The sequence below is a fragment of the Leadbetterella byssophila DSM 17132 genome, from assembly GCF_000166395.1.
GTDB classification, from domain to species: Bacteria; Bacteroidota; Bacteroidia; order Cytophagales; family Spirosomataceae; genus Leadbetterella; species Leadbetterella byssophila.
Genome location: NC_014655.1, coordinates 1909591 through 1925395, shown reverse-complemented (window position 1 = coordinate 1925395; position 15805 = coordinate 1909591). Strand labels below are relative to the sequence as shown.

Sequence of the window (15805 nt, the reverse complement as noted above, 5' to 3'; positions counted from 1 at the left end):
TTCTTATCTTCGTAACAGCTATGAAGAAAGTTTTCTCTAACCTTACTTTTTGGGTATTATTATCCATAGTATGTGGTACCTTATTAGGTCATTTTTTCCCGGAAGCAGCCCTTTATCCTATTATGGAAAAGGGGATAAAGTTCCATCTCCTGCTTTCTGACTTTGAGATTAAGACCCGTTTTAGTGAGGCATTGAGTAGTTTCTTCATTAGTATAGTGAAGATCTTCATTTGTCCCATCATCTTTTTGACCATCACTCTGGGATTAGTTTCCATGGGTAACATGAAAAAGGTGGGGAGAGTAGGGGCGAAGGCCCTAATCTATTTTGAGGTAGTGACCACTTTGGCACTGCTGATAGGAATTATTGCAGCGAATTTGATCCGTCCGGGTGATGGGGTAAGTCCTAAAGAGGGAGGAGATATGAGTCAATATGCTCAAAAAGCAGACGAATTCTCATGGGCCCAATTCTTTTGGGACAACAGTACCTTGCAGGTCTTGATATTGGCCCTCTTAACAGGTATTCTTCTTAACCAATATTCTGGTAAACAAAGGGTGGTAAAGGCACTGCAGCCTCTGGCCGCTAAGATATTCTGGGCACTGCACAAAGTGATGTACCTGGCACCCATCGGAGCTTTTGGAGGAATGGCTTATACCGTGGCCATCTATGGGATTGATACTTTATTGCCTTTAGGTAAACTTTTGATCACCGTATACGTCACCATGGCCCTGTTCGTATTTGTGGTTTTAAATCTGATTTTAAAACAATACGGACTTTCCATTATGAACTTTTTGAAGCAGATCAAAGAAGAGTTATTGATTGTGCTAGGTACCTCATCTTCTGAGGCAGCACTTCCTTCTTTGATGGATAAGTTGGAACGAATGGGATGCTCAAAACCGGTGGTAGGGCTAGTAGTCCCCACAGGATATTCTTTCAACCTGGACGGGACTACCATTTATCTGTCTATGGCGGTGATTTTTCTGGCGCAGGTGTATCAGGTACATTTGACGTGGGAGCAGATCTTGACCATCATTGGAATACTTATGGTGACGTCTAAAGGTGCAGCAGGGGTAACAGGTAGTGGATTTGTGGTATTGGCATCTACCTTGACGGCCATCAAGGTGATTCCCCTTGAGGGATTGGCACTTTTACTAGGGGTGGATCGCTTTATGTCTGAGGCCAGAGCTATCACTAATTTCATAGGAAATGGGGTGGCAACTTTGTGGATATCGAACAATGAAGGTGAATTTAAACCCTCAAAGGAATGGCAAAACGTATCTTGATCCTTTTGTGCTTTTGTTTTACAAAGCTAAATGCGCAAAAGGTGGTGAATTTTGATGAGTTAATGCAGGACTTGCCAACTGACAAGTTTGTGGTAGTCAACTTTTGGGCCACGTGGTGTGGGCCTTGTTTAGTGGAGTTGCCTCACTTTATGGAGGTCAATAAGGAATTTGAAAAGGATTCCTCCTTTGAAATGATATTAGTATCACTAGATCCATTAAAGCAGATGGATAAGGTGAAGAAAACCATAGAAAAGAAGAATTTGAAGGTGAAGCATTATCTCCTAAACGATAATGCCAGGATGAATGAATGGATCCCTAAGTTGGATCCAGAATGGAGTGGAGGCATACCGGCCACCCTCTTTATAAATCAGGGTAAGAAAGTGGAGTTTGTAGATAGGATGTTGAAGAAAGATGAATTGCAACTAATCATTTCTAAATACAAAACACAATGAAAAAGGGAATTATTTTAATCGTTTCTGTCCTGCTACTGGCTTTCCAGAATCCGGGAGGCTATGGGATCGGTGACGCAGCCATGGACTTTAAACTTAAAGGAGTAGATGATAGGGAGTGGAGTTTGAGTGATTTTTCGGATGCCAAAGGGCATATAGTAATCTTTACTTGTAATTCTTGTCCGTATGCTGTGGCTTACGAAGATCGAATCATAGCCTTGGATAAGAAGTATAAACCATTAGGCTATCCCGTTATAGCCATTAATCCCAGCGGTGAATCAGAGCAGGAAAATCTGGAAGCCATGAAGGCTAGGGCAAGAGAAAAGTCCTTTTCTTTTCCTTATGTTTCAGATGCCGACCAAAAACTATATCCAGTTTATGGAGCGGTTAGAACTCCGCATGCTTTCGTCTTGAAGAAACAAGACGGAAAGAATATCGTGAAATACATAGGTGCCATAGATAATAATTACGAGAATCCGGAGGAAGTGACAGATAAATACATTGAAGAAGCGGTAGATGCCCTTCTTGATGGCCGTGAAGTGATACGAACGCGAACGGTAGCCATAGGATGTGCTATTAAACCGAAGAAGTAACCACCTAGTGTGGTTATTTTTTTTTGATAATGGAACAATAAAATTTATTTTTAATTTCAATATTTTAATTAAATGTAAAATTTTTTTGAATAAAGTTAAAATGAGAATTAATTTTGTTTAAAAGATAAGTCTATATGCGTTTACCTACTGTTTGCCCGAGTTGTGATCAGCCTCTTCAAGTGAGTCAATTGAAGTGCGGTTCTTGTGAAACCTTGATCAGCGGCACATTTGATCTTCCCATTTTAGCTAGATTAAGTGTGGAAGAACAGGAGTTTATCTTGCAGTTTTTTCTGTCCAGCGGTAGTATAAAGGAGATGGCGAGATTAGCGGATATTTCCTATCCTACCATGCGTAATAAAATGGATGATCTTATTGAAAAGATTAAAAAGTGGGCATGAATAAATTATTGAATCCTGTAGGGCATTTCTCAGAAAGAACCCTACTTTTCATATCCCTAATGGGGGTGGTCCTGAATATGGTTTTTTGTTATCTGTTGGGATACCGCATGACCTCTGTCTTAAATTTTGTAGACGGAGAGTTTAGCTTTGGGGAAGTGCTACGTGCTACTTTGATGGCCTACTTGCTAGGAATAGTAGTCTTATATCTTTTGGGGCTCATTTATAATAAAAGAACTCGATGGATAGATATCGTAAACACGGTAGTGTTATCCACTCTTCCGGGGCTTCTTATTTTGCTTTGTGCTAATATTCCTAAGTTCTTAGAGGTGCAGAATAGGTTATTGGCTCAGCCCGCGGGTATTAGCCTGACAGATTCAGCAATTATGTTTGGATTTGTACTATTGACCTTACCTGCTTTGGCCTATACATTTATTTTATTCTTCAATGGCTTTAAGACCGCTACGCATATGAAGAAGTGGTACCAAATAGCTATATTTTTTATTGTTTTATTGTCCTTAGCGGCATTTTCACCTTACATTTTATGAAAAAATTATTGTTTTTACTGTGCGTTTTGTCGCCATCCGTCTTTGCTCAAAGTGTCATCGGATCCTGGTCGGGGGAGCTTTCTTTCCAAGGGGTTAAGTTGCCATTGATCATCCACATCAAACCTGCGGGAGATGGCATCACCGCTACTATGGATTCTCCCTATCAGGGTGCTAAGGATCTACCGGTTCAGGTGGCCAAGTGGGCGGATGAGTTGTTGACTATTGAAGTTACAAACATAGGTTTGAGTTATAAGGCAAAATTGGTAACGCCTGATTCTCTACATGGTGATTTCTCGCAAGGGCCATTAAAAGTTAAATTTGGGATGAGCAGATCAAAAGGAGAGAAGCCTTTGGTTCGTCCTCAAACTCCTGAAGGACCTTATGCCTATTACACTGAAGAGGTTACTGTAAAGAATGAGGTGGAAGGTAACGTCTTAGCTGGAACATTGGCTGCGCCTGACCAAAGTACCAAGCATCCCATCTTGGTGATGATTACAGGTAGTGGAGCTCAGACCCGTGATGAGGAATTATTTGGTCACAAACCTTTCCTAGTGATCGCTGACCATTTAGCAAAACAAGGTATCGCTACACTTCGTCTGGATGATAGAGGAATGGGGCAGTCGGAAGCCGGAAAACCAGATGCTACATCTGCGGATTATGCCGGAGATATCCTATCTGCAGTGAATTTTCTTTCCAAAAGAGGATACAAGAATATTGGACTACTAGGTCATTCAGAGGGAGGTATGATAGCTCCTATGGTGAACAGTTCAAAGGTGAAGTTTATGGTGCTATTGGCTGCACCCGGAATTCCGATTGTAGAACTCATGCGTGCCCAAACGTACGAGATTGGAAGAAGCCAAGGTGCTCCGGAGGCTATGGCAAAAAGAATATCGGATACCAATTATAAGTTGTATCAATATATGAACTCTTATAAGGGTTCTGATTTCAGAGCAGATGTTTTGAAATATCTGAAAGAAGAGATGAAAGATCCGCAAGCTGAGACTACCATCAAGCAGGTAGAGTCTGAATGGTTTAGATATTTCATTGCCTTTGATCCTACATCTTATTTGAAGAAAGTGAAAGTTCCTGTATTGGCATTGAATGGAACAAAAGATGTACAGGTAACCGCTAAAGAGAACCTGGAAGGACTACGTGCCTCTTTGCCTAAAAATAAAAAGACAGAGATCCTAGCTATGGAAGGTCTTAATCATTTGTTCCAAACGGCTAAAACCGGTTCTGTTATGGAATATGGTCAAATAGAGGAGACCATCTCTCCAGCTGTGCTAGAAAAGATAGCCTCCTGGATCAAATCTTTATAAATATTGCTTAAAAATACTGTATAGGATAGGCAGGTCAGAGTCTTTTAGCTCTGAATTGTCATCCTGTATATAATGCAGCTTAAAGGCTCTGATGGCATTTTGCGGATTAGATATATCGTATCCTATAACCCGCAATGCTAACAAAGGATCAAAATTTCCCGGTGGGGTCTCTAGATCTTCTTCATACCAGCATCCAAAACCCTCCTTTGCTAGTTGCTTCCAAGGAAACTTATATGGGTCAATCTTCCTGTTTGGTGCATAATCTGCATGACCTAGGAAGTTCTTCTGAGGAATCTTATGCCTTTCTTTTAGGACTTTCAATAATTCTATCAAAGCCTGGATCTGCACTTCCGGCCAGGGATCAGTAGTCCCGTTATTGTCCATTTCAATTCCTATGGAGGAAGAGTTAAGGTCGGTGTCATTGCCCCATTTCCCTAGACCTGCGTGGTGGGCCCTAACGTAGTCATTAACCATCTGCACTACCTTTCCATCTCTGCCTACTACATAGTGAGAACTTACGGCTGTGCGTTCCAGTTGGAAGGTACGAATGGTTTGCTCCGTCGAGTTCTGGGCCGTATGATGGATTAACACATAATTAGGCTTGCGGATACTGAGGTTTGTAGTAGCAGCCCACATCTTGTCCTGCCAGGGCAGAGCTTGGAGTTGGCTCTTCTTGTCGGACACCTGCTCCTGCAGGGCCTTAACTTTTTTCTTGTATGTTTTTTCAGCAGGCGACTTCCCACTTATGCAGGAAGTCCCTAGCCATGCTAATGCGATTAGGTAAGTATACCTCATTATTTGATTCCGGGTTGTTTGATTTCAAAGTTTTCTTTTTCCTTGGCATCTTTTACAATCTGGCGAACATCTTTTAGCAATTGAGGTGCATCATATACGATTCCGTCTTTAACCGTGTAACGTACTCCTCCTACACGAACCACTTCGTTATTTTCATCTACCTTAATGGCTCCTGTTCCATATAGGGTACTAAAATTTGAAAGCGGATTTTCAGTGGTGATCACGAAGTCTGCTAGTTTTCCTACCTCCACAGATCCTATTTCTTTATCTAGTCCTAGTGCTTCCGCTCCTTTGATAGTGGCAGATTGTATGACCTCCAATGGATGGAAACCTGATTCTCTCAGTAATTCCAATTCGCGAATATAGCCAAAGCCGTACAATTGATATATAAATCCATTATCAGAACCTGTAGTTACTCTTCCGCCTTTGTTTTTGTATTCATTCACAAAGCGCATCCAAAGTCTGTAGTTTTCCTTCCATTTGATCTCCTGTTTGGTGCCCCAGTTGAGCCAGTAGCTTCCGTGTGACATTCTACTGGGTCCATAGAATCTCCATAAAGAAGGGAGGGTATATTCTTCATGCCATTCTGCAGTACGTGCACGCATAAGGTCACGGTTAGCATCATAGATATTAAAGGTAGGATCTAAAGTGAAATCTAGTTTCAACAATTCATCCATCACCTGATACCATTTATCAGAACCTGGTTCTGCTGCTTGTTTCCAGAGATTACCTGCCTCTTCGAAGCGGTGCTGCTCATTGTTATAGTTGTAATCCGAAGGATAATCTTGGAGGGTTCTGTCAGAGAAGAGGGCCTCCGGTAAACCGTACCAATGTTCCATAGAGGTTAAACCCGCCTTCGCTGTGGCAAGTACGTTCATTCGGGCCACTTCCAACTGCGCATGGTGGCAAGCTGAGCGCAATCCAAGTTTTTTATTCTCGTCCAATGCCGCCCTGAAAACTTCAGGTGCTGCTCCAAAGAACTTGATACCGTCTGCTCCTTTTTTTGCATTTTCTCTCACCCAGTTTCTGGCTGCTTCTGCCGTATGTATGCCTTCTCTGCTACCTTGACCGAAGGTAGTATAAGCCATGATTCGGGGGGCGGTTATCTCATTGTTCCAACTTTTCTTCTTGTGGTTCAGGGTCCAGTCAATTCCATTGCCCGAGCCCGGTTCGCGGATGGTGGTTATACCATGCCCAAGCCATAGTTTGAAAACGTATTCGGAGGGGGTGCCTTGTGCTCTGCCGCCAATGTGGCCGTGCATGTCTACAAAACCAGGCATCAGATACATGCCGGTGCATTCCAGTTCTTTGTCGCCCGGATTCGCCACCGGTCTTCTTCTAGGGTCTATGGGTACTCCGGGGTAGCCTACTTGTCGGACCTCCGCAATTCTATTTTGTTTCACTACAATATCTACCGGTCCCAATGGAGGTGCGCCGGTGGAGTTAATAAGGGTTACACCGCGGATGATCAATTGAGGGAAGGGGCCTTCTCCTTCTGTTCTTTTAGGTGCGTCTTGTACTTGAGCGAAACACAGGCTCGTAGCTAAGGACAGTAATAGGAAGAGTCTTTTCATTTTTTATAGGTTAGGTTAAATCATTTAATGGCTGAGAAGTCAGTAGGTTTTAGAAAAATGGAATGCACCTCTTTGACTATCGGACCCGGTTTTTCAGAGTCATCTTTTACTTTTAGCCAGGCGGGATCTGAACGAAAGCCCTTCCATGCTTTTTCTGCTGCCTCTAAGGAAGTGTGAGAAAGGAGGTAGAGTAATTCATTCTTTTCGGTATCGTAATACATCATGTTGATCATGCCTTGCTTTTCAAATAGACTTTGGGTGTGGTCTTTGAAGCGCTTGACGATTCTGGCATACTGATCCGGTAGTATATCGTAAATTCTTAATTCGAAAATCCCATTTGAAGGTAGTGAGAATTGATTTCGGGACAGGTCCTTGTTCTCTGTCATGAAATAGGAGTCTATCTTGTTTATGATCTTTCCATTTTCTTCAGATTTACGAGCTACCTCTTGCCAAACGGGGTCAGCCATAAATCCTTTCCATGAAGCTTCTCTATCCTCTTTGGAAGGATAAGAAAGGATATAGTAAAGGACTTGTTCATTCCCTTGTGCCGGAATCCAATAGCCTTCATTACGCATGCCATGTTTTTCAAAAAGTTTTGTTGTATGATCACGAAAACGTGTAAGGAGGGTTTCGAGTTTTCCTTCGTTACAGTGGTAAACTCTCAACTCGTAGTATTGGGCATTGCAAAAAAAAGGGAGGAGAAGGAACAAAAGGTTCTTCATAGTGCTTAAGGTTATGGCTTACAAATTACTAGAAGATTTAGAGAGTTAAAAGTGTCTGAAAGAAATCCTTTGGAAGTAAATCAAATTAGCAAAAATAATAGGGGGTAGGCTGTGTAAAATCAGTTTTGGAACAAGTAATTGAAAATCTGTATATTGGTAAAAAAAAATATAGCGCGTGAAGAAACTAATATGGATGTTTTGGGGCATACTTCCGGGAATGGCACAGGAAGTAACTCTTAAAGAAGTGTATAAAGGTGCCTTTAAGATGGGAACTGCGGTGAATATGGAGATGATGCAGGATCCCTTGGTGAAGCAGCAATTCAATAGCGTGACGCCGGAGAATGTCATGAAGGCAGAAGAGGTATGTCCGGCGCCCGGTGTATATGATTTTAGTAAGGCGGATGAGTTTGTACGTTGGGCTCAGGGCATGTTTATCGTGGGGCATACCCTGATTTGGCATAATCAAACTCCTTCTTGGTTCTTTGAGCAGGCAGACGGTAGTAAGAAGAGTCCGGAGGATGTCAAGGAGCAATTGAGAGAGCACATTCAAAAAGTGGCAGGGAGATATGCGGGTAAGGTACATGCATGGGATGTGGTGAATGAGGTCATAGATGATGATGGGTCATATAGATCCACATTGTGGGTGAATGGGGTGGGAAGCGGAGATGAGTTGGTGAAGTTGGCCTTTAAATATGCTGCCGAGTATGCCCCGGACACGGAGTTGTATTATAATGATTTTAATGCTTGGCGACCGGAGAAGGTGAAAGGTATAGTAAGGATGATCAAGATGCTACAAGCGGAAGGTATCCGCATAGACGGAGTAGGGATTCAGGGGCATTGGGGTTTGAATTATCCAAAAAGCGAGTATATAGAGGCGGCAATAGAAGCATATGCGGCTTGTGGGGTAAAGGTAATGATCACGGAACTGGATGTGGACGTACTTCCCTTAACCAGAGAAGGGCAGATCATAGGGCAGGGTATGATGCATAAGCAGTTTCAGAACGAGGAGTTCAAGGTGTATTTGGATCCCTATCGGGATGGTTTGCCTACGGAGGTAGAGGAGCAATTGGCTAGGAGGTATAAGGAGTTGTTTGAGATATTTTACAGGAAGAGGGATAAGATAGATAGAGTAACGGTTTGGGGAATGAAAGATGGCATGTCATGGAAGAACGACTATCCTATACCTGGCAGAACAAACTATCCTTTGTTGTGGAACAGGGACGGTAGTCCGAAGATGGCATGGTATAGGGTATTGGAAGTGGTGAAAGAGTAGGGAAAAGATTCTATATTATGGATTGATAATCAGATTATTGTATATTGTGATATTAAAGGGAATATCACAATGAGCAGTTTAGGATTTCAGGAGTTACTAGGTATAAAAGTGGTGGTCGGTATTAAGGTACTGCTTTTCGGTGCGATAGTTTATGGAGCTATTCAATTGTATAAGAACCTGAATAAGGCCAAATAGGGGTTATTATCGGGTAATCAAATACTTAGGAGAGGGGTAAGTTGTAGATTTCCTCAAAAATATCTACGCAAACTTTTCATCATTAAAGAATTATCTTTATCTTTGCACCGCAATTCCCGGAAGGAGTCTTTTCTCTAATGGTTTTGAGAAGTCGGTTTTAAGGGCCGAAACCATCAAAATCTGGACTCAGGATCCATTCGCGAAGTTTTATGGAAATCACAGTGAGGTAACAAGGCTTGTTCCTGCAATATAAAGTAGCCTTACCTAAATGGTTCACGGTGTTGTTCATGTTGGTTCGTATGCCAACCTCTGGAGTTAAAAACTTGCTTTAAATTTGTAATAGTGGATTGGTATTCATACCTTTGCAGCCCGTTTCATGTTTAGAGTGCATAATTGCGAATAATATAAATTATAAATATGTCTGGTATTATTGGAAAAAAAATAGGGATGACCACCATTTTCAACAATGGTGCGGCTGTGCCTTGTACAGTGATTGAAGCAGGCCCTTGCGTAGTTACTCAGGTAAGAACTGAAGAGACTGACGGATACAATGCTATTCAGTTAGGCTTTGGTGAGAAGAAAGAGAAGAGAACTACAAAAGCACTTTTAGGTCACTTTAAGAAGGCTAACACCACTCCTAAGCGTAAGTTAGTAGAATTCAAAGAATTCGAAAAGGAGTTTGCATTAGGAGACACCATTAAGGTGGAGGATGTATTTGTTGAAGGTGAATTTGTGGATGTTAGTGGCAATACCAAAGGAAAAGGATTCCAAGGTGTGGTTAAGCGTCATGGATTCGGTGGGGTAGGTCAGTCTACACACGGTCAGCATAACCGTTTACGTGCTCCTGGTTCTATTGGTGCCTGTTCTTATCCTGCGAGAGTATTCAAAGGTTTGAGAATGGCGGGTAGAATGGGTAACACGAAAGTGACTATTCAAAACCTTCAAGTGTTGAAGTTGTTCCCTGAGAAGAACTTAATCATTGTATCCGGATCAGTTCCTGGTGGAAAGAACGGTATAGTGACTTTGCATAAGTAATTATTCAATTTTAAAGGTCGTGGCTGACGACATCGAAAAACAGCTAAAAGAATGGAAGTAAAAGTAATTAACAAAACAGGACAGGAAACCGGCAAGACTTTAAAGTTAAGCGAAGAGGTTTTCGGTATTGAGCCAAACCAGCACGTGGTATGGTTAGATGTGAAGCACTATTTGGCTGCACAGCGTCAAGGTACTCACAAATCTAAAGAGAGAGCGGAAGTTGCACGTTCTACAAAGAAATTGCTTCGTCAGAAAGGATCAGGTGGAGCTCGTCATGGTTCTGCTAAGGCGCCTATTTATGTAGGTGGTGGTAGAGTATTCGGTCCACGTCCTCGCAATTATGATTTCAAGTTGAACTTGAAAGTGAAGCAATTGGCTCGTAAATCTGTTTTATCTGCACGTTTAGCAGAGAATCAATTGAAAGTGGTAGAGGACTTCGGTTTTGACACGCCTAAAACCAAAGCTTATGTTGAATTCTTGAATGCTTTATCATTAAGCGGTAAGAAGACATTGTTTGTGGTTAACGGATCTGAGAACAACTTGTACTTGTCTGCGAGAAACATCCCTAAGACTAAGGTAGTAGATGTTAATTCGGTGAACACTTATGATTTGGTGAATACAGATACCATATTGTTGGCTGAGAGCGCGATTTCTCCATTAGAAACCATTTTGAAAGACTAAGACTATGAGTATCTTAAAAAGACCCATCATAACTGAGAAGACTCAGGGGTTAAACGCGAAGAACAAATATACATTTGAAGTTAGCCGTGATGCCAACAAGATTTCTATTGCTTCTGCGGTAGAGAAAATGTATGGTGTAACGGTAGAGAAAGTGAACACTATTACTCAGATAGGAAAGAAGAAATCAAGAATGACCCGTACTAAGGTGACTTCAGGAAGAACTTCTACTTATAAAAAAGCAATAGTAACTCTTAAAGAAGGGGAAATCATCGATTTCTACGCTGAATTATAATTTTAATTATAAAGTATAGCCCCGATGGGAATCGGGGCTGCAAACGTTTGAAAAATGGCAGTTAAAAAATTAAATCCGGTTACGCCCGGAACGAGACACAGAATTGCTCCTAACTTTTCTGATGTAACTACAAACAAGCCTGAGAAGAGTTTGTTAGCAGTTGTGAAAAAGACAGGAGGTAGGAACAACGAAGGTCACAGAACCGCAAGATACATTGGTGGAGGACATAAGAGAAGATACCGTATTATCGACTTTAAGCGTGATAAATACGATGTGCCGGCAGAAGTATTGACTATCGAATACGATCCAAACCGTACTTCCAGAATTGCCCTTGTGCAGTACACAGACGGAGAGAAGAGATATATCATCGCTCCTCAAGGTCTTAAAGTAGGACAAACTATTATCTCTGGTGAGAAAGTAGCTCCTGAAGTGGGTAATGCTCTTATTTTGAAAAACATGCCACTTGGTACTATTGTACATAACATCGAGTTGACTCCTGGTAAAGGTGCTCAAATGGCTCGTAGTGCAGGTACTTATGCGCAGGTTTTAGCGAAAGAGGGTAAATATGTTACCTTGAAAATGCCTTCTGGCGAAATGCGTTTAGTTTTAGCTAATAGCATGGCTACCGTAGGTTCTGTTTCTAACCCTGATCACATGAACGTGGTATTAGGAAAAGCAGGACGTAACCGTTGGTTAGGTAGAAGACCAAGAGTAAGAGGTGTGGTTATGAACCCGGTTGATCACCCAATGGGTGGTGGTGAAGGTCGTGCCTCAGGAGGTCACCCACGTTCTCGTAATGGTTTATTAGCGAAAGGTAAGAAAACCAGAAGCAAGAATAAGTACTCAAACAAGTTAATCATTTCTAGAAGAACCAAATAAAAATAGATACTAAATGGCTCGTTCGTTAAAAAAAGGACCATACATTGATTTTAGACTAGAGAATAAAATCTTTGCTATGAATGAATCTGGCAAGAAATCAGTGATCAAGACTTGGTCAAGAAGATCCATGATTTCCCCTGATTTTATAGGTCATACGTTTGCTGTTCACAACGGAAACAAATTTATCCCTGTTTACGTGACAGATAACATGATTGGACATAAGTTAGGAGAATTCGCTCCTACACGTAACTTCAGAGGTCACGTAAATAAGAAAGATAAAGGTAAAAGATAATATACTGAGAAGATACTTCTCTTATAATAGAATAAGAAATGGAAGCAGTAGCAAAATTAAAGGATTTCCCTACCTCGCCGCGTAAAGCAAGGCTTGTAGCAGATCTTATCAGAGGCAAGAAGGTGAACCAAGCATTGGGGATTCTTACTTACCAGCCTCAGCAAGCCGCACCGGTAATAAAGAAGGTATTACTATCTGCCATTGCCAACTGGCAAAATAAGAACGAAGACGCCAGAATTGAGGATGCTGATTTGTATGTGAAGACCATCATGATTGACGGAGGAAGAATGTTAAAGAGACTACGTCCTGCTCCTCAGGGGAGAGCTTACAGAGTAAGAAAACGTTCTCAGCACATCACCATCGTGGTAGACACTCTCGAGAATCAATCAGCATAAGCAATTTAAGAATTTATATTAATCAGATACAATGGGACAAAAAGTAAATCCTGTAGGTTTAAGACTAGGTTACATTAGAGGCTGGGAGTCTAACTGGTACGGTGGAAAGACTTTTTCTGAGAAACTTGTAGAAGACGATAAGATCAGAAAATATATTAACGCCCGTATTCCTAAAGGTTCAGTTTCGAGAGTAGTAATCGAAAGAACCTTGAAAAGAATTACATTGACAATACACACTGCTAGACCTGGTGTAGTTATCGGTAAAGCTGGTAGTGAAGTAGATAAGTTAAGAGAAGAGTTGAAGAAACTGACTAAAAAGGACGTTCAAATCAACATCTTTGAGATTAAGAGACCAGAAATCGACGCGAAGTTAGTGGGTGAGACTATCGCTCAACAACTTAGAGCTCGTATTTCTTTCCGTAGAGCAATGAAGCAAGCGATTCAATCTGCTATGCGTGTAGGTGCTCAAGGGATCAAAATCAAATTGAGTGGTCGTTTAGGTGGTGCTGAAATGGCACGTTCTGAGCAGTATAAAGAAGGTAGAATTCCTTTGCATACGCTTAGAGCTGATATTGACTATGCAGTTTCTGAGGCATTGACAGTTTACGGTTTAATTGGTATCAAAGTGTGGATCTTCAAAGGCGAGGTTTATGGCAAGAGAGATCTTACTTCGGTTCAAGCTTTAGCTACCGAGTCTCCTGATACTAAGAAATCTAATTTCGGTCATCAAGGTGACAGAAGAGGTCGTCGTGGTGGAGATGATGAAGGTGGTAGAAAAAGAAGAGCTGGTGGAAAAGGAGCCGGCCAGAAAAGAAATTAATTGCCGTGAGGCGTAAACATTAGGATTATGTTACAACCGAAAAGAACCAGATTTAGAAAGCGTCAGAAGGGCAGAATCAAAGGTATCGCCAGCAGAGGACACCAGATTGCCTTCGGTTCATTTGCGATAAAAAGTCTAGAGCCAGGTAGAATTACCGCTCGTCAGATAGAGGCTGCCCGTATCGGGGTTACACGTGCCATGAAACGTGAAGGACAAGTATGGATCAGAATCTTCCCTGATAATCCTATCACTCAAAAACCTCTAGAGGTAAGGATGGGTAAAGGTAAGGGTGCTCCTGAATATTGGGTAGCAAATGTGTATCCGGGAACTATTCTTTTTGAATGTACCGGAGTTCCTTTAGAGTTGGCAAAAGAAGCTTTGAGACTTGCTGCTCAAAAGTTACCGGTAAAAACTAAGTTCGTTGTTCGCAATGACTACGAAGCATAAAATTTCAAGAAGACAATGAAAAAGAATGATCTAAGTGGCTTGACAGCTGAACAATTGAAGCAACAAATAGCCGAAGAAAAGGACAGATTGGTGAAGCTAAAGTTCGCCCATGCAATTACTCCTATTGAAAACCCTAGGAGAATTTCCGAAGCCCGTAAGAATATTGCAAGGTTATCTACCGCTTTAACCAGTATTAATAAATAAACATTTAATTTCTCATGGAAAGAAAAGTTAGAAAAGAGCGTACTGGGGTAGTAACTAGCAATAAAATGGACAAATCCGGAACTATTTCAGTAGTTCGTAAGGTAAAACACCCCAAATACGGTAAGTTCATGATCAGAAGCAAGAAGTTCATGTTCCACGATGAAAATAACGAAGCCGGAATCGGTGATACCGTTAGAATCATGGAAACGAGACCTCTTAGCAAGAATAAAAGTTGGAGATTGGTCGAAATCATCGAGAAGGCCAAATAATCTGTCAATACTAAAAAATATACATCAGAATGTTACAGCAGGAATCAAGAGCCAATGTAGCTGACAATAGCGGGGCTAAAGAAGTTTTGGTAATAAGGGTTTTAGGTGGTACTAAAAAGAGATATGCCTCTTTAGGGGATAAGGTTGTAGTTACTGTTAAGAGTGCTCTTTCCTCTTCCAATATGAAAAAAGGTACCGTTTCTAAAGCCGTGGTAGTGAGAACTACTAAGGAAGTTAGAAGAAAGGACGGTTCTTATATCCGATTCGAAGAAAACGCGGTGGTTCTTTTGAACAACCAAAACGAACCTCGTGGAACTAGGATTTTCGGACCCGTAGCCAGAGAGCTTAGAGAGAAGCAGTTTATGAAAATTGTTTCATTAGCTCCTGAGGTACTTTAATCATTTCAAAAGTTAAAAAGACAATGGAAAGGAAATTTAACAAAATACCTAAACTTCACGTGAAATCGGGTGATACCGTTCAAGTGATCTCCGGAAACTCAAAAGGTAAAACCGGAAAGATCGTTGAAGTTCTTGTGAAGAAAAACAGAGTGGTTGTTGAAGGTGTAAACCTTATTAAAAAACACATCAAACCAAGTGCACAAAACCCACAAGGTGAGATCCGTGAAGTAGAAGGTTCTATCCATATCAGCAACGTGAAATTATTGGATCCTTCTACAGGAAAAGCTACTCGCACCGGTAGAAAACTTAACGAAGCTGGGAAGCTTCAACGCTATTCAAAAGCAACAGGTAAATTTATCTAATACGTAATCTGGTGGGTCGGAAATCCACCTTATAAAAATGGCAAGATTAAGAGAAAAATATCAGAAAGAGGTGATCAGCGCTCTTCAGGAGAAATTCCAGTACAAGAGCAGCATGCAAGTACCTAAATTAGTGAAGATCGTTGTTAACAGAGGCGTTGGTGCCGCTACAGGCGACAAGAAACTTGTAGACAGCAGCGTCGAAGAACTTTCTATCATCACTGGTCAAAAGGCAGTTCCTACTTTTTCAAAGAAGGCGGTTTCCAACTTCAAACTGAGAGAAGGTATGCCTATCGGTGCTAAGGTGACATTACGTGGTACGGTGATGTATGAATTCATGGACCGTTTGACTTCTATTGCCCTTCCTCGCGTAAGAGACTTCCAAGGTATCTCTGATAAAGGATTTGATGGTAGAGGAAACTACAACTTCGGTGTAACTGAGCAAATCATCTTCCCAGAGATCTCTATCGATAAGATCAATAAAATTCAGGGAATGGATATTACGTTCGTAACGACTGCTAAGACTGACGCTGAAGCGTACGAATTGTTGAAAGCGTTAGGGATGCCATTCGTTAACAAAAACAAATAAAA

The 15805-nt window shown here is 41.4% G+C and carries 24 protein-coding genes; 21 read left to right on the top strand and 3 right to left on the bottom strand.

Annotated features, from left to right (window positions below; translation table 11 throughout):
- Window positions 1-20 precede the first annotated feature (20 nt).
- From LBYS_RS09150 to LBYS_RS09125, 6 genes are all read left to right on the top strand, one after another.
- Window positions 21-1280: a cation:dicarboxylate symporter family transporter gene (locus LBYS_RS09150; protein ID WP_013408596.1), complete on the top strand. Its 1260-nt coding sequence runs from the start codon at window positions 21-23 to the stop codon at window positions 1278-1280.
- Complete coding sequence (locus tag LBYS_RS09145; protein WP_013408595.1) at window positions 1262-1732, top strand: TlpA family protein disulfide reductase; 471 nt, start codon at window positions 1262-1264, stop codon at window positions 1730-1732. The genes LBYS_RS09150 and LBYS_RS09145 overlap by 19 nt, the downstream gene beginning before the upstream one ends.
- Window positions 1729-2322 (top strand): thioredoxin family protein, encoded by a 594-nt coding sequence (locus LBYS_RS09140; protein WP_013408594.1) that lies wholly within the window; start codon window positions 1729-1731, stop codon window positions 2320-2322. The genes LBYS_RS09145 and LBYS_RS09140 overlap by 4 nt, the downstream gene beginning before the upstream one ends.
- 134 nt (window positions 2323-2456) lie before the next feature.
- Window positions 2457-2720, top strand: a complete 264-nt coding sequence (locus tag LBYS_RS09135) for a DUF2089 family protein (RefSeq protein ID WP_013408593.1) — start codon at window positions 2457-2459, stop codon at window positions 2718-2720.
- Entirely contained in the window at window positions 2717-3265 is a 549-nt protein-coding gene (locus LBYS_RS09130; protein ID WP_013408592.1) for a hypothetical protein, read from the top strand. Before LBYS_RS09135 ends, LBYS_RS09130 begins: the two co-directional genes overlap by 4 nt.
- Window positions 3262-4584, top strand: a complete 1323-nt coding sequence (locus tag LBYS_RS09125) for an alpha/beta hydrolase family protein (RefSeq protein ID WP_013408591.1) — start codon at window positions 3262-3264, stop codon at window positions 4582-4584. The genes LBYS_RS09130 and LBYS_RS09125 overlap by 4 nt, the downstream gene beginning before the upstream one ends.
- On the opposite strand, the gene LBYS_RS09120 is transcribed toward LBYS_RS09125, so the two are convergent.
- Genes LBYS_RS09120 through LBYS_RS09110 form a run of 3 tightly spaced genes read right to left on the bottom strand, consistent with a single transcriptional unit; the run spans window position 4579 to window position 7675 of the window.
- Window positions 4579-5379, bottom strand: a complete 801-nt coding sequence (locus LBYS_RS09120; protein WP_013408590.1) for an N-acetylmuramoyl-L-alanine amidase — start codon at window positions 5377-5379, stop codon at window positions 4579-4581. The genes LBYS_RS09125 and LBYS_RS09120 overlap by 6 nt on opposite strands.
- Window positions 5379-6953 carry an amidohydrolase family protein gene (locus LBYS_RS09115; RefSeq protein ID WP_013408589.1) on the bottom strand — a complete coding sequence of 525 codons (1575 nt, stop codon included), beginning with the start codon at window positions 6951-6953 and terminating at the stop codon, window positions 5379-5381. Before LBYS_RS09115 ends, LBYS_RS09120 begins: the two co-directional genes overlap by 1 nt.
- Before the next feature lie 20 nt (window positions 6954-6973).
- Window positions 6974-7675, bottom strand: coding sequence for an NIPSNAP family protein (locus LBYS_RS09110; protein ID WP_013408588.1), 702 nt, complete (start codon window positions 7673-7675; stop codon window positions 6974-6976).
- A 175-nt stretch (window positions 7676-7850) separates the two neighbouring features.
- On the opposite strand from LBYS_RS09110, the gene LBYS_RS09105 reads away from it, so the two are divergent.
- The 15 genes from LBYS_RS09105 (at window position 7851) to rplE (ending at window position 15803) form a co-directional block, all read left to right on the top strand.
- Entirely contained in the window at window positions 7851-8948 is a 1098-nt protein-coding gene (locus tag LBYS_RS09105; RefSeq protein WP_013408587.1) for an endo-1,4-beta-xylanase, read from the top strand.
- 69 nt (window positions 8949-9017) lie between these two features.
- On the top strand, window positions 9018-9143 hold the full coding sequence (locus tag LBYS_RS19750) for a hypothetical protein (protein WP_013408586.1): 126 nt from the start codon (window positions 9018-9020) through the stop codon (window positions 9141-9143).
- 417 nt (window positions 9144-9560) lie between these two features.
- Window positions 9561-10178 (top strand): 50S ribosomal protein L3, encoded by a 618-nt coding sequence (gene rplC / locus LBYS_RS09100; protein WP_013408585.1) that lies wholly within the window; start codon window positions 9561-9563, stop codon window positions 10176-10178.
- A 51-nt stretch (window positions 10179-10229) separates the two neighbouring features.
- Window positions 10230-10859 (top strand): 50S ribosomal protein L4, encoded by a 630-nt coding sequence (rplD, locus tag LBYS_RS09095; protein ID WP_013408584.1) that lies wholly within the window; start codon window positions 10230-10232, stop codon window positions 10857-10859.
- Between the two features lie 4 nt (window positions 10860-10863).
- Complete coding sequence (rplW, locus tag LBYS_RS09090) at window positions 10864-11151, top strand: 50S ribosomal protein L23 (protein ID WP_013408583.1); 288 nt, start codon at window positions 10864-10866, stop codon at window positions 11149-11151.
- A gap of 54 nt (window positions 11152-11205) precedes the next feature.
- Window positions 11206-12030 (top strand): 50S ribosomal protein L2, encoded by an 825-nt coding sequence (gene rplB, locus LBYS_RS09085; RefSeq protein ID WP_013408582.1) that lies wholly within the window; start codon window positions 11206-11208, stop codon window positions 12028-12030.
- Between the two features lie 13 nt (window positions 12031-12043).
- The gene (gene rpsS, locus LBYS_RS09080; protein WP_013408581.1) at window positions 12044-12322 is read left to right on the top strand and encodes a 30S ribosomal protein S19; all 279 of its coding nucleotides are present in this window, start codon (window positions 12044-12046) and stop codon (window positions 12320-12322) included.
- 38 nt (window positions 12323-12360) lie between these two features.
- Complete coding sequence (gene rplV, locus LBYS_RS09075) at window positions 12361-12717, top strand: 50S ribosomal protein L22 (RefSeq protein WP_013408580.1); 357 nt, start codon at window positions 12361-12363, stop codon at window positions 12715-12717.
- A gap of 31 nt (window positions 12718-12748) precedes the next feature.
- A complete protein-coding gene (rpsC, locus tag LBYS_RS09070) occupies window positions 12749-13537 on the top strand; it encodes a 30S ribosomal protein S3 (protein ID WP_013408579.1) in 789 nt (262 codons plus the stop codon).
- Between the two features lie 27 nt (window positions 13538-13564).
- Window positions 13565-13984: a 50S ribosomal protein L16 gene (gene rplP, locus LBYS_RS09065; RefSeq protein WP_013408578.1), complete on the top strand. Its 420-nt coding sequence runs from the start codon at window positions 13565-13567 to the stop codon at window positions 13982-13984.
- Between the two features lie 15 nt (window positions 13985-13999).
- Entirely contained in the window at window positions 14000-14188 is a 189-nt protein-coding gene (rpmC, locus tag LBYS_RS09060; protein WP_013408577.1) for a 50S ribosomal protein L29, read from the top strand.
- A 14-nt stretch (window positions 14189-14202) separates the two neighbouring features.
- Entirely contained in the window at window positions 14203-14457 is a 255-nt protein-coding gene (gene rpsQ, locus LBYS_RS09055) for a 30S ribosomal protein S17 (protein WP_013408576.1), read from the top strand.
- Between the two features lie 29 nt (window positions 14458-14486).
- Window positions 14487-14855 (top strand): 50S ribosomal protein L14, encoded by a 369-nt coding sequence (rplN, locus tag LBYS_RS09050; protein ID WP_013408575.1) that lies wholly within the window; start codon window positions 14487-14489, stop codon window positions 14853-14855.
- 23 nt (window positions 14856-14878) lie between these two features.
- A complete protein-coding gene (gene rplX, locus LBYS_RS09045) occupies window positions 14879-15217 on the top strand; it encodes a 50S ribosomal protein L24 (RefSeq protein WP_013408574.1) in 339 nt (112 codons plus the stop codon).
- Between the two features lie 37 nt (window positions 15218-15254).
- The gene (gene rplE / locus LBYS_RS09040) at window positions 15255-15803 is read left to right on the top strand and encodes a 50S ribosomal protein L5 (protein WP_013408573.1); all 549 of its coding nucleotides are present in this window, start codon (window positions 15255-15257) and stop codon (window positions 15801-15803) included.
- The last annotated feature ends 2 nt before the right edge of the window (window positions 15804-15805 follow it).

Excerpts from the sequence above, each read along its gene's own strand:
- LBYS_RS09150 (WP_013408596.1), top strand. The coding sequence starts at position 21 with ATGAAGAAAGTTTTCTCTAACCTTACTTTTTGGGTATTATTATCCATA.
- LBYS_RS09145 (WP_013408595.1), top strand. The coding sequence starts at position 1,262 with ATGGCAAAACGTATCTTGATCCTTTTGTGCTTTTGTTTTACAAAGCTA.
- LBYS_RS09140 (WP_013408594.1), top strand. The coding sequence starts at position 1,729 with ATGAAAAAGGGAATTATTTTAATCGTTTCTGTCCTGCTACTGGCTTTC.
- LBYS_RS09135 (WP_013408593.1), top strand. The coding sequence starts at position 2,457 with ATGCGTTTACCTACTGTTTGCCCGAGTTGTGATCAGCCTCTTCAAGTG.
- LBYS_RS09130 (WP_013408592.1), top strand. The coding sequence starts at position 2,717 with ATGAATAAATTATTGAATCCTGTAGGGCATTTCTCAGAAAGAACCCTA.
- LBYS_RS09125 (WP_013408591.1), top strand. The coding sequence starts at position 3,262 with ATGAAAAAATTATTGTTTTTACTGTGCGTTTTGTCGCCATCCGTCTTT.
- LBYS_RS09120 (WP_013408590.1), bottom strand. The coding sequence starts at position 5,379 with ATGAGGTATACTTACCTAATCGCATTAGCATGGCTAGGGACTTCCTGC.
- LBYS_RS09115 (WP_013408589.1), bottom strand. The coding sequence starts at position 6,953 with ATGAAAAGACTCTTCCTATTACTGTCCTTAGCTACGAGCCTGTGTTTC.
- LBYS_RS09110 (WP_013408588.1), bottom strand. The coding sequence starts at position 7,675 with ATGAAGAACCTTTTGTTCCTTCTCCTCCCTTTTTTTTGCAATGCCCAA.
- LBYS_RS19750 (WP_013408586.1), top strand. The coding sequence starts at position 9,018 with ATGAGCAGTTTAGGATTTCAGGAGTTACTAGGTATAAAAGTGGTGGTC.
- rplC (WP_013408585.1), top strand. The coding sequence starts at position 9,561 with ATGTCTGGTATTATTGGAAAAAAAATAGGGATGACCACCATTTTCAAC.
- rplD (WP_013408584.1), top strand. The coding sequence starts at position 10,230 with ATGGAAGTAAAAGTAATTAACAAAACAGGACAGGAAACCGGCAAGACT.
- rplW (WP_013408583.1), top strand. The coding sequence starts at position 10,864 with ATGAGTATCTTAAAAAGACCCATCATAACTGAGAAGACTCAGGGGTTA.
- rplB (WP_013408582.1), top strand. The coding sequence starts at position 11,206 with ATGGCAGTTAAAAAATTAAATCCGGTTACGCCCGGAACGAGACACAGA.
- rpsS (WP_013408581.1), top strand. The coding sequence starts at position 12,044 with ATGGCTCGTTCGTTAAAAAAAGGACCATACATTGATTTTAGACTAGAG.
- rplV (WP_013408580.1), top strand. The coding sequence starts at position 12,361 with ATGGAAGCAGTAGCAAAATTAAAGGATTTCCCTACCTCGCCGCGTAAA.
- rpsC (WP_013408579.1), top strand. The coding sequence starts at position 12,749 with ATGGGACAAAAAGTAAATCCTGTAGGTTTAAGACTAGGTTACATTAGA.
- rplP (WP_013408578.1), top strand. The coding sequence starts at position 13,565 with ATGTTACAACCGAAAAGAACCAGATTTAGAAAGCGTCAGAAGGGCAGA.
- rpmC (WP_013408577.1), top strand. The coding sequence starts at position 14,000 with ATGAAAAAGAATGATCTAAGTGGCTTGACAGCTGAACAATTGAAGCAA.
- rpsQ (WP_013408576.1), top strand. The coding sequence starts at position 14,203 with ATGGAAAGAAAAGTTAGAAAAGAGCGTACTGGGGTAGTAACTAGCAAT.
- rplN (WP_013408575.1), top strand. The coding sequence starts at position 14,487 with ATGTTACAGCAGGAATCAAGAGCCAATGTAGCTGACAATAGCGGGGCT.
- rplX (WP_013408574.1), top strand. The coding sequence starts at position 14,879 with ATGGAAAGGAAATTTAACAAAATACCTAAACTTCACGTGAAATCGGGT.
- rplE (WP_013408573.1), top strand. The coding sequence starts at position 15,255 with ATGGCAAGATTAAGAGAAAAATATCAGAAAGAGGTGATCAGCGCTCTT.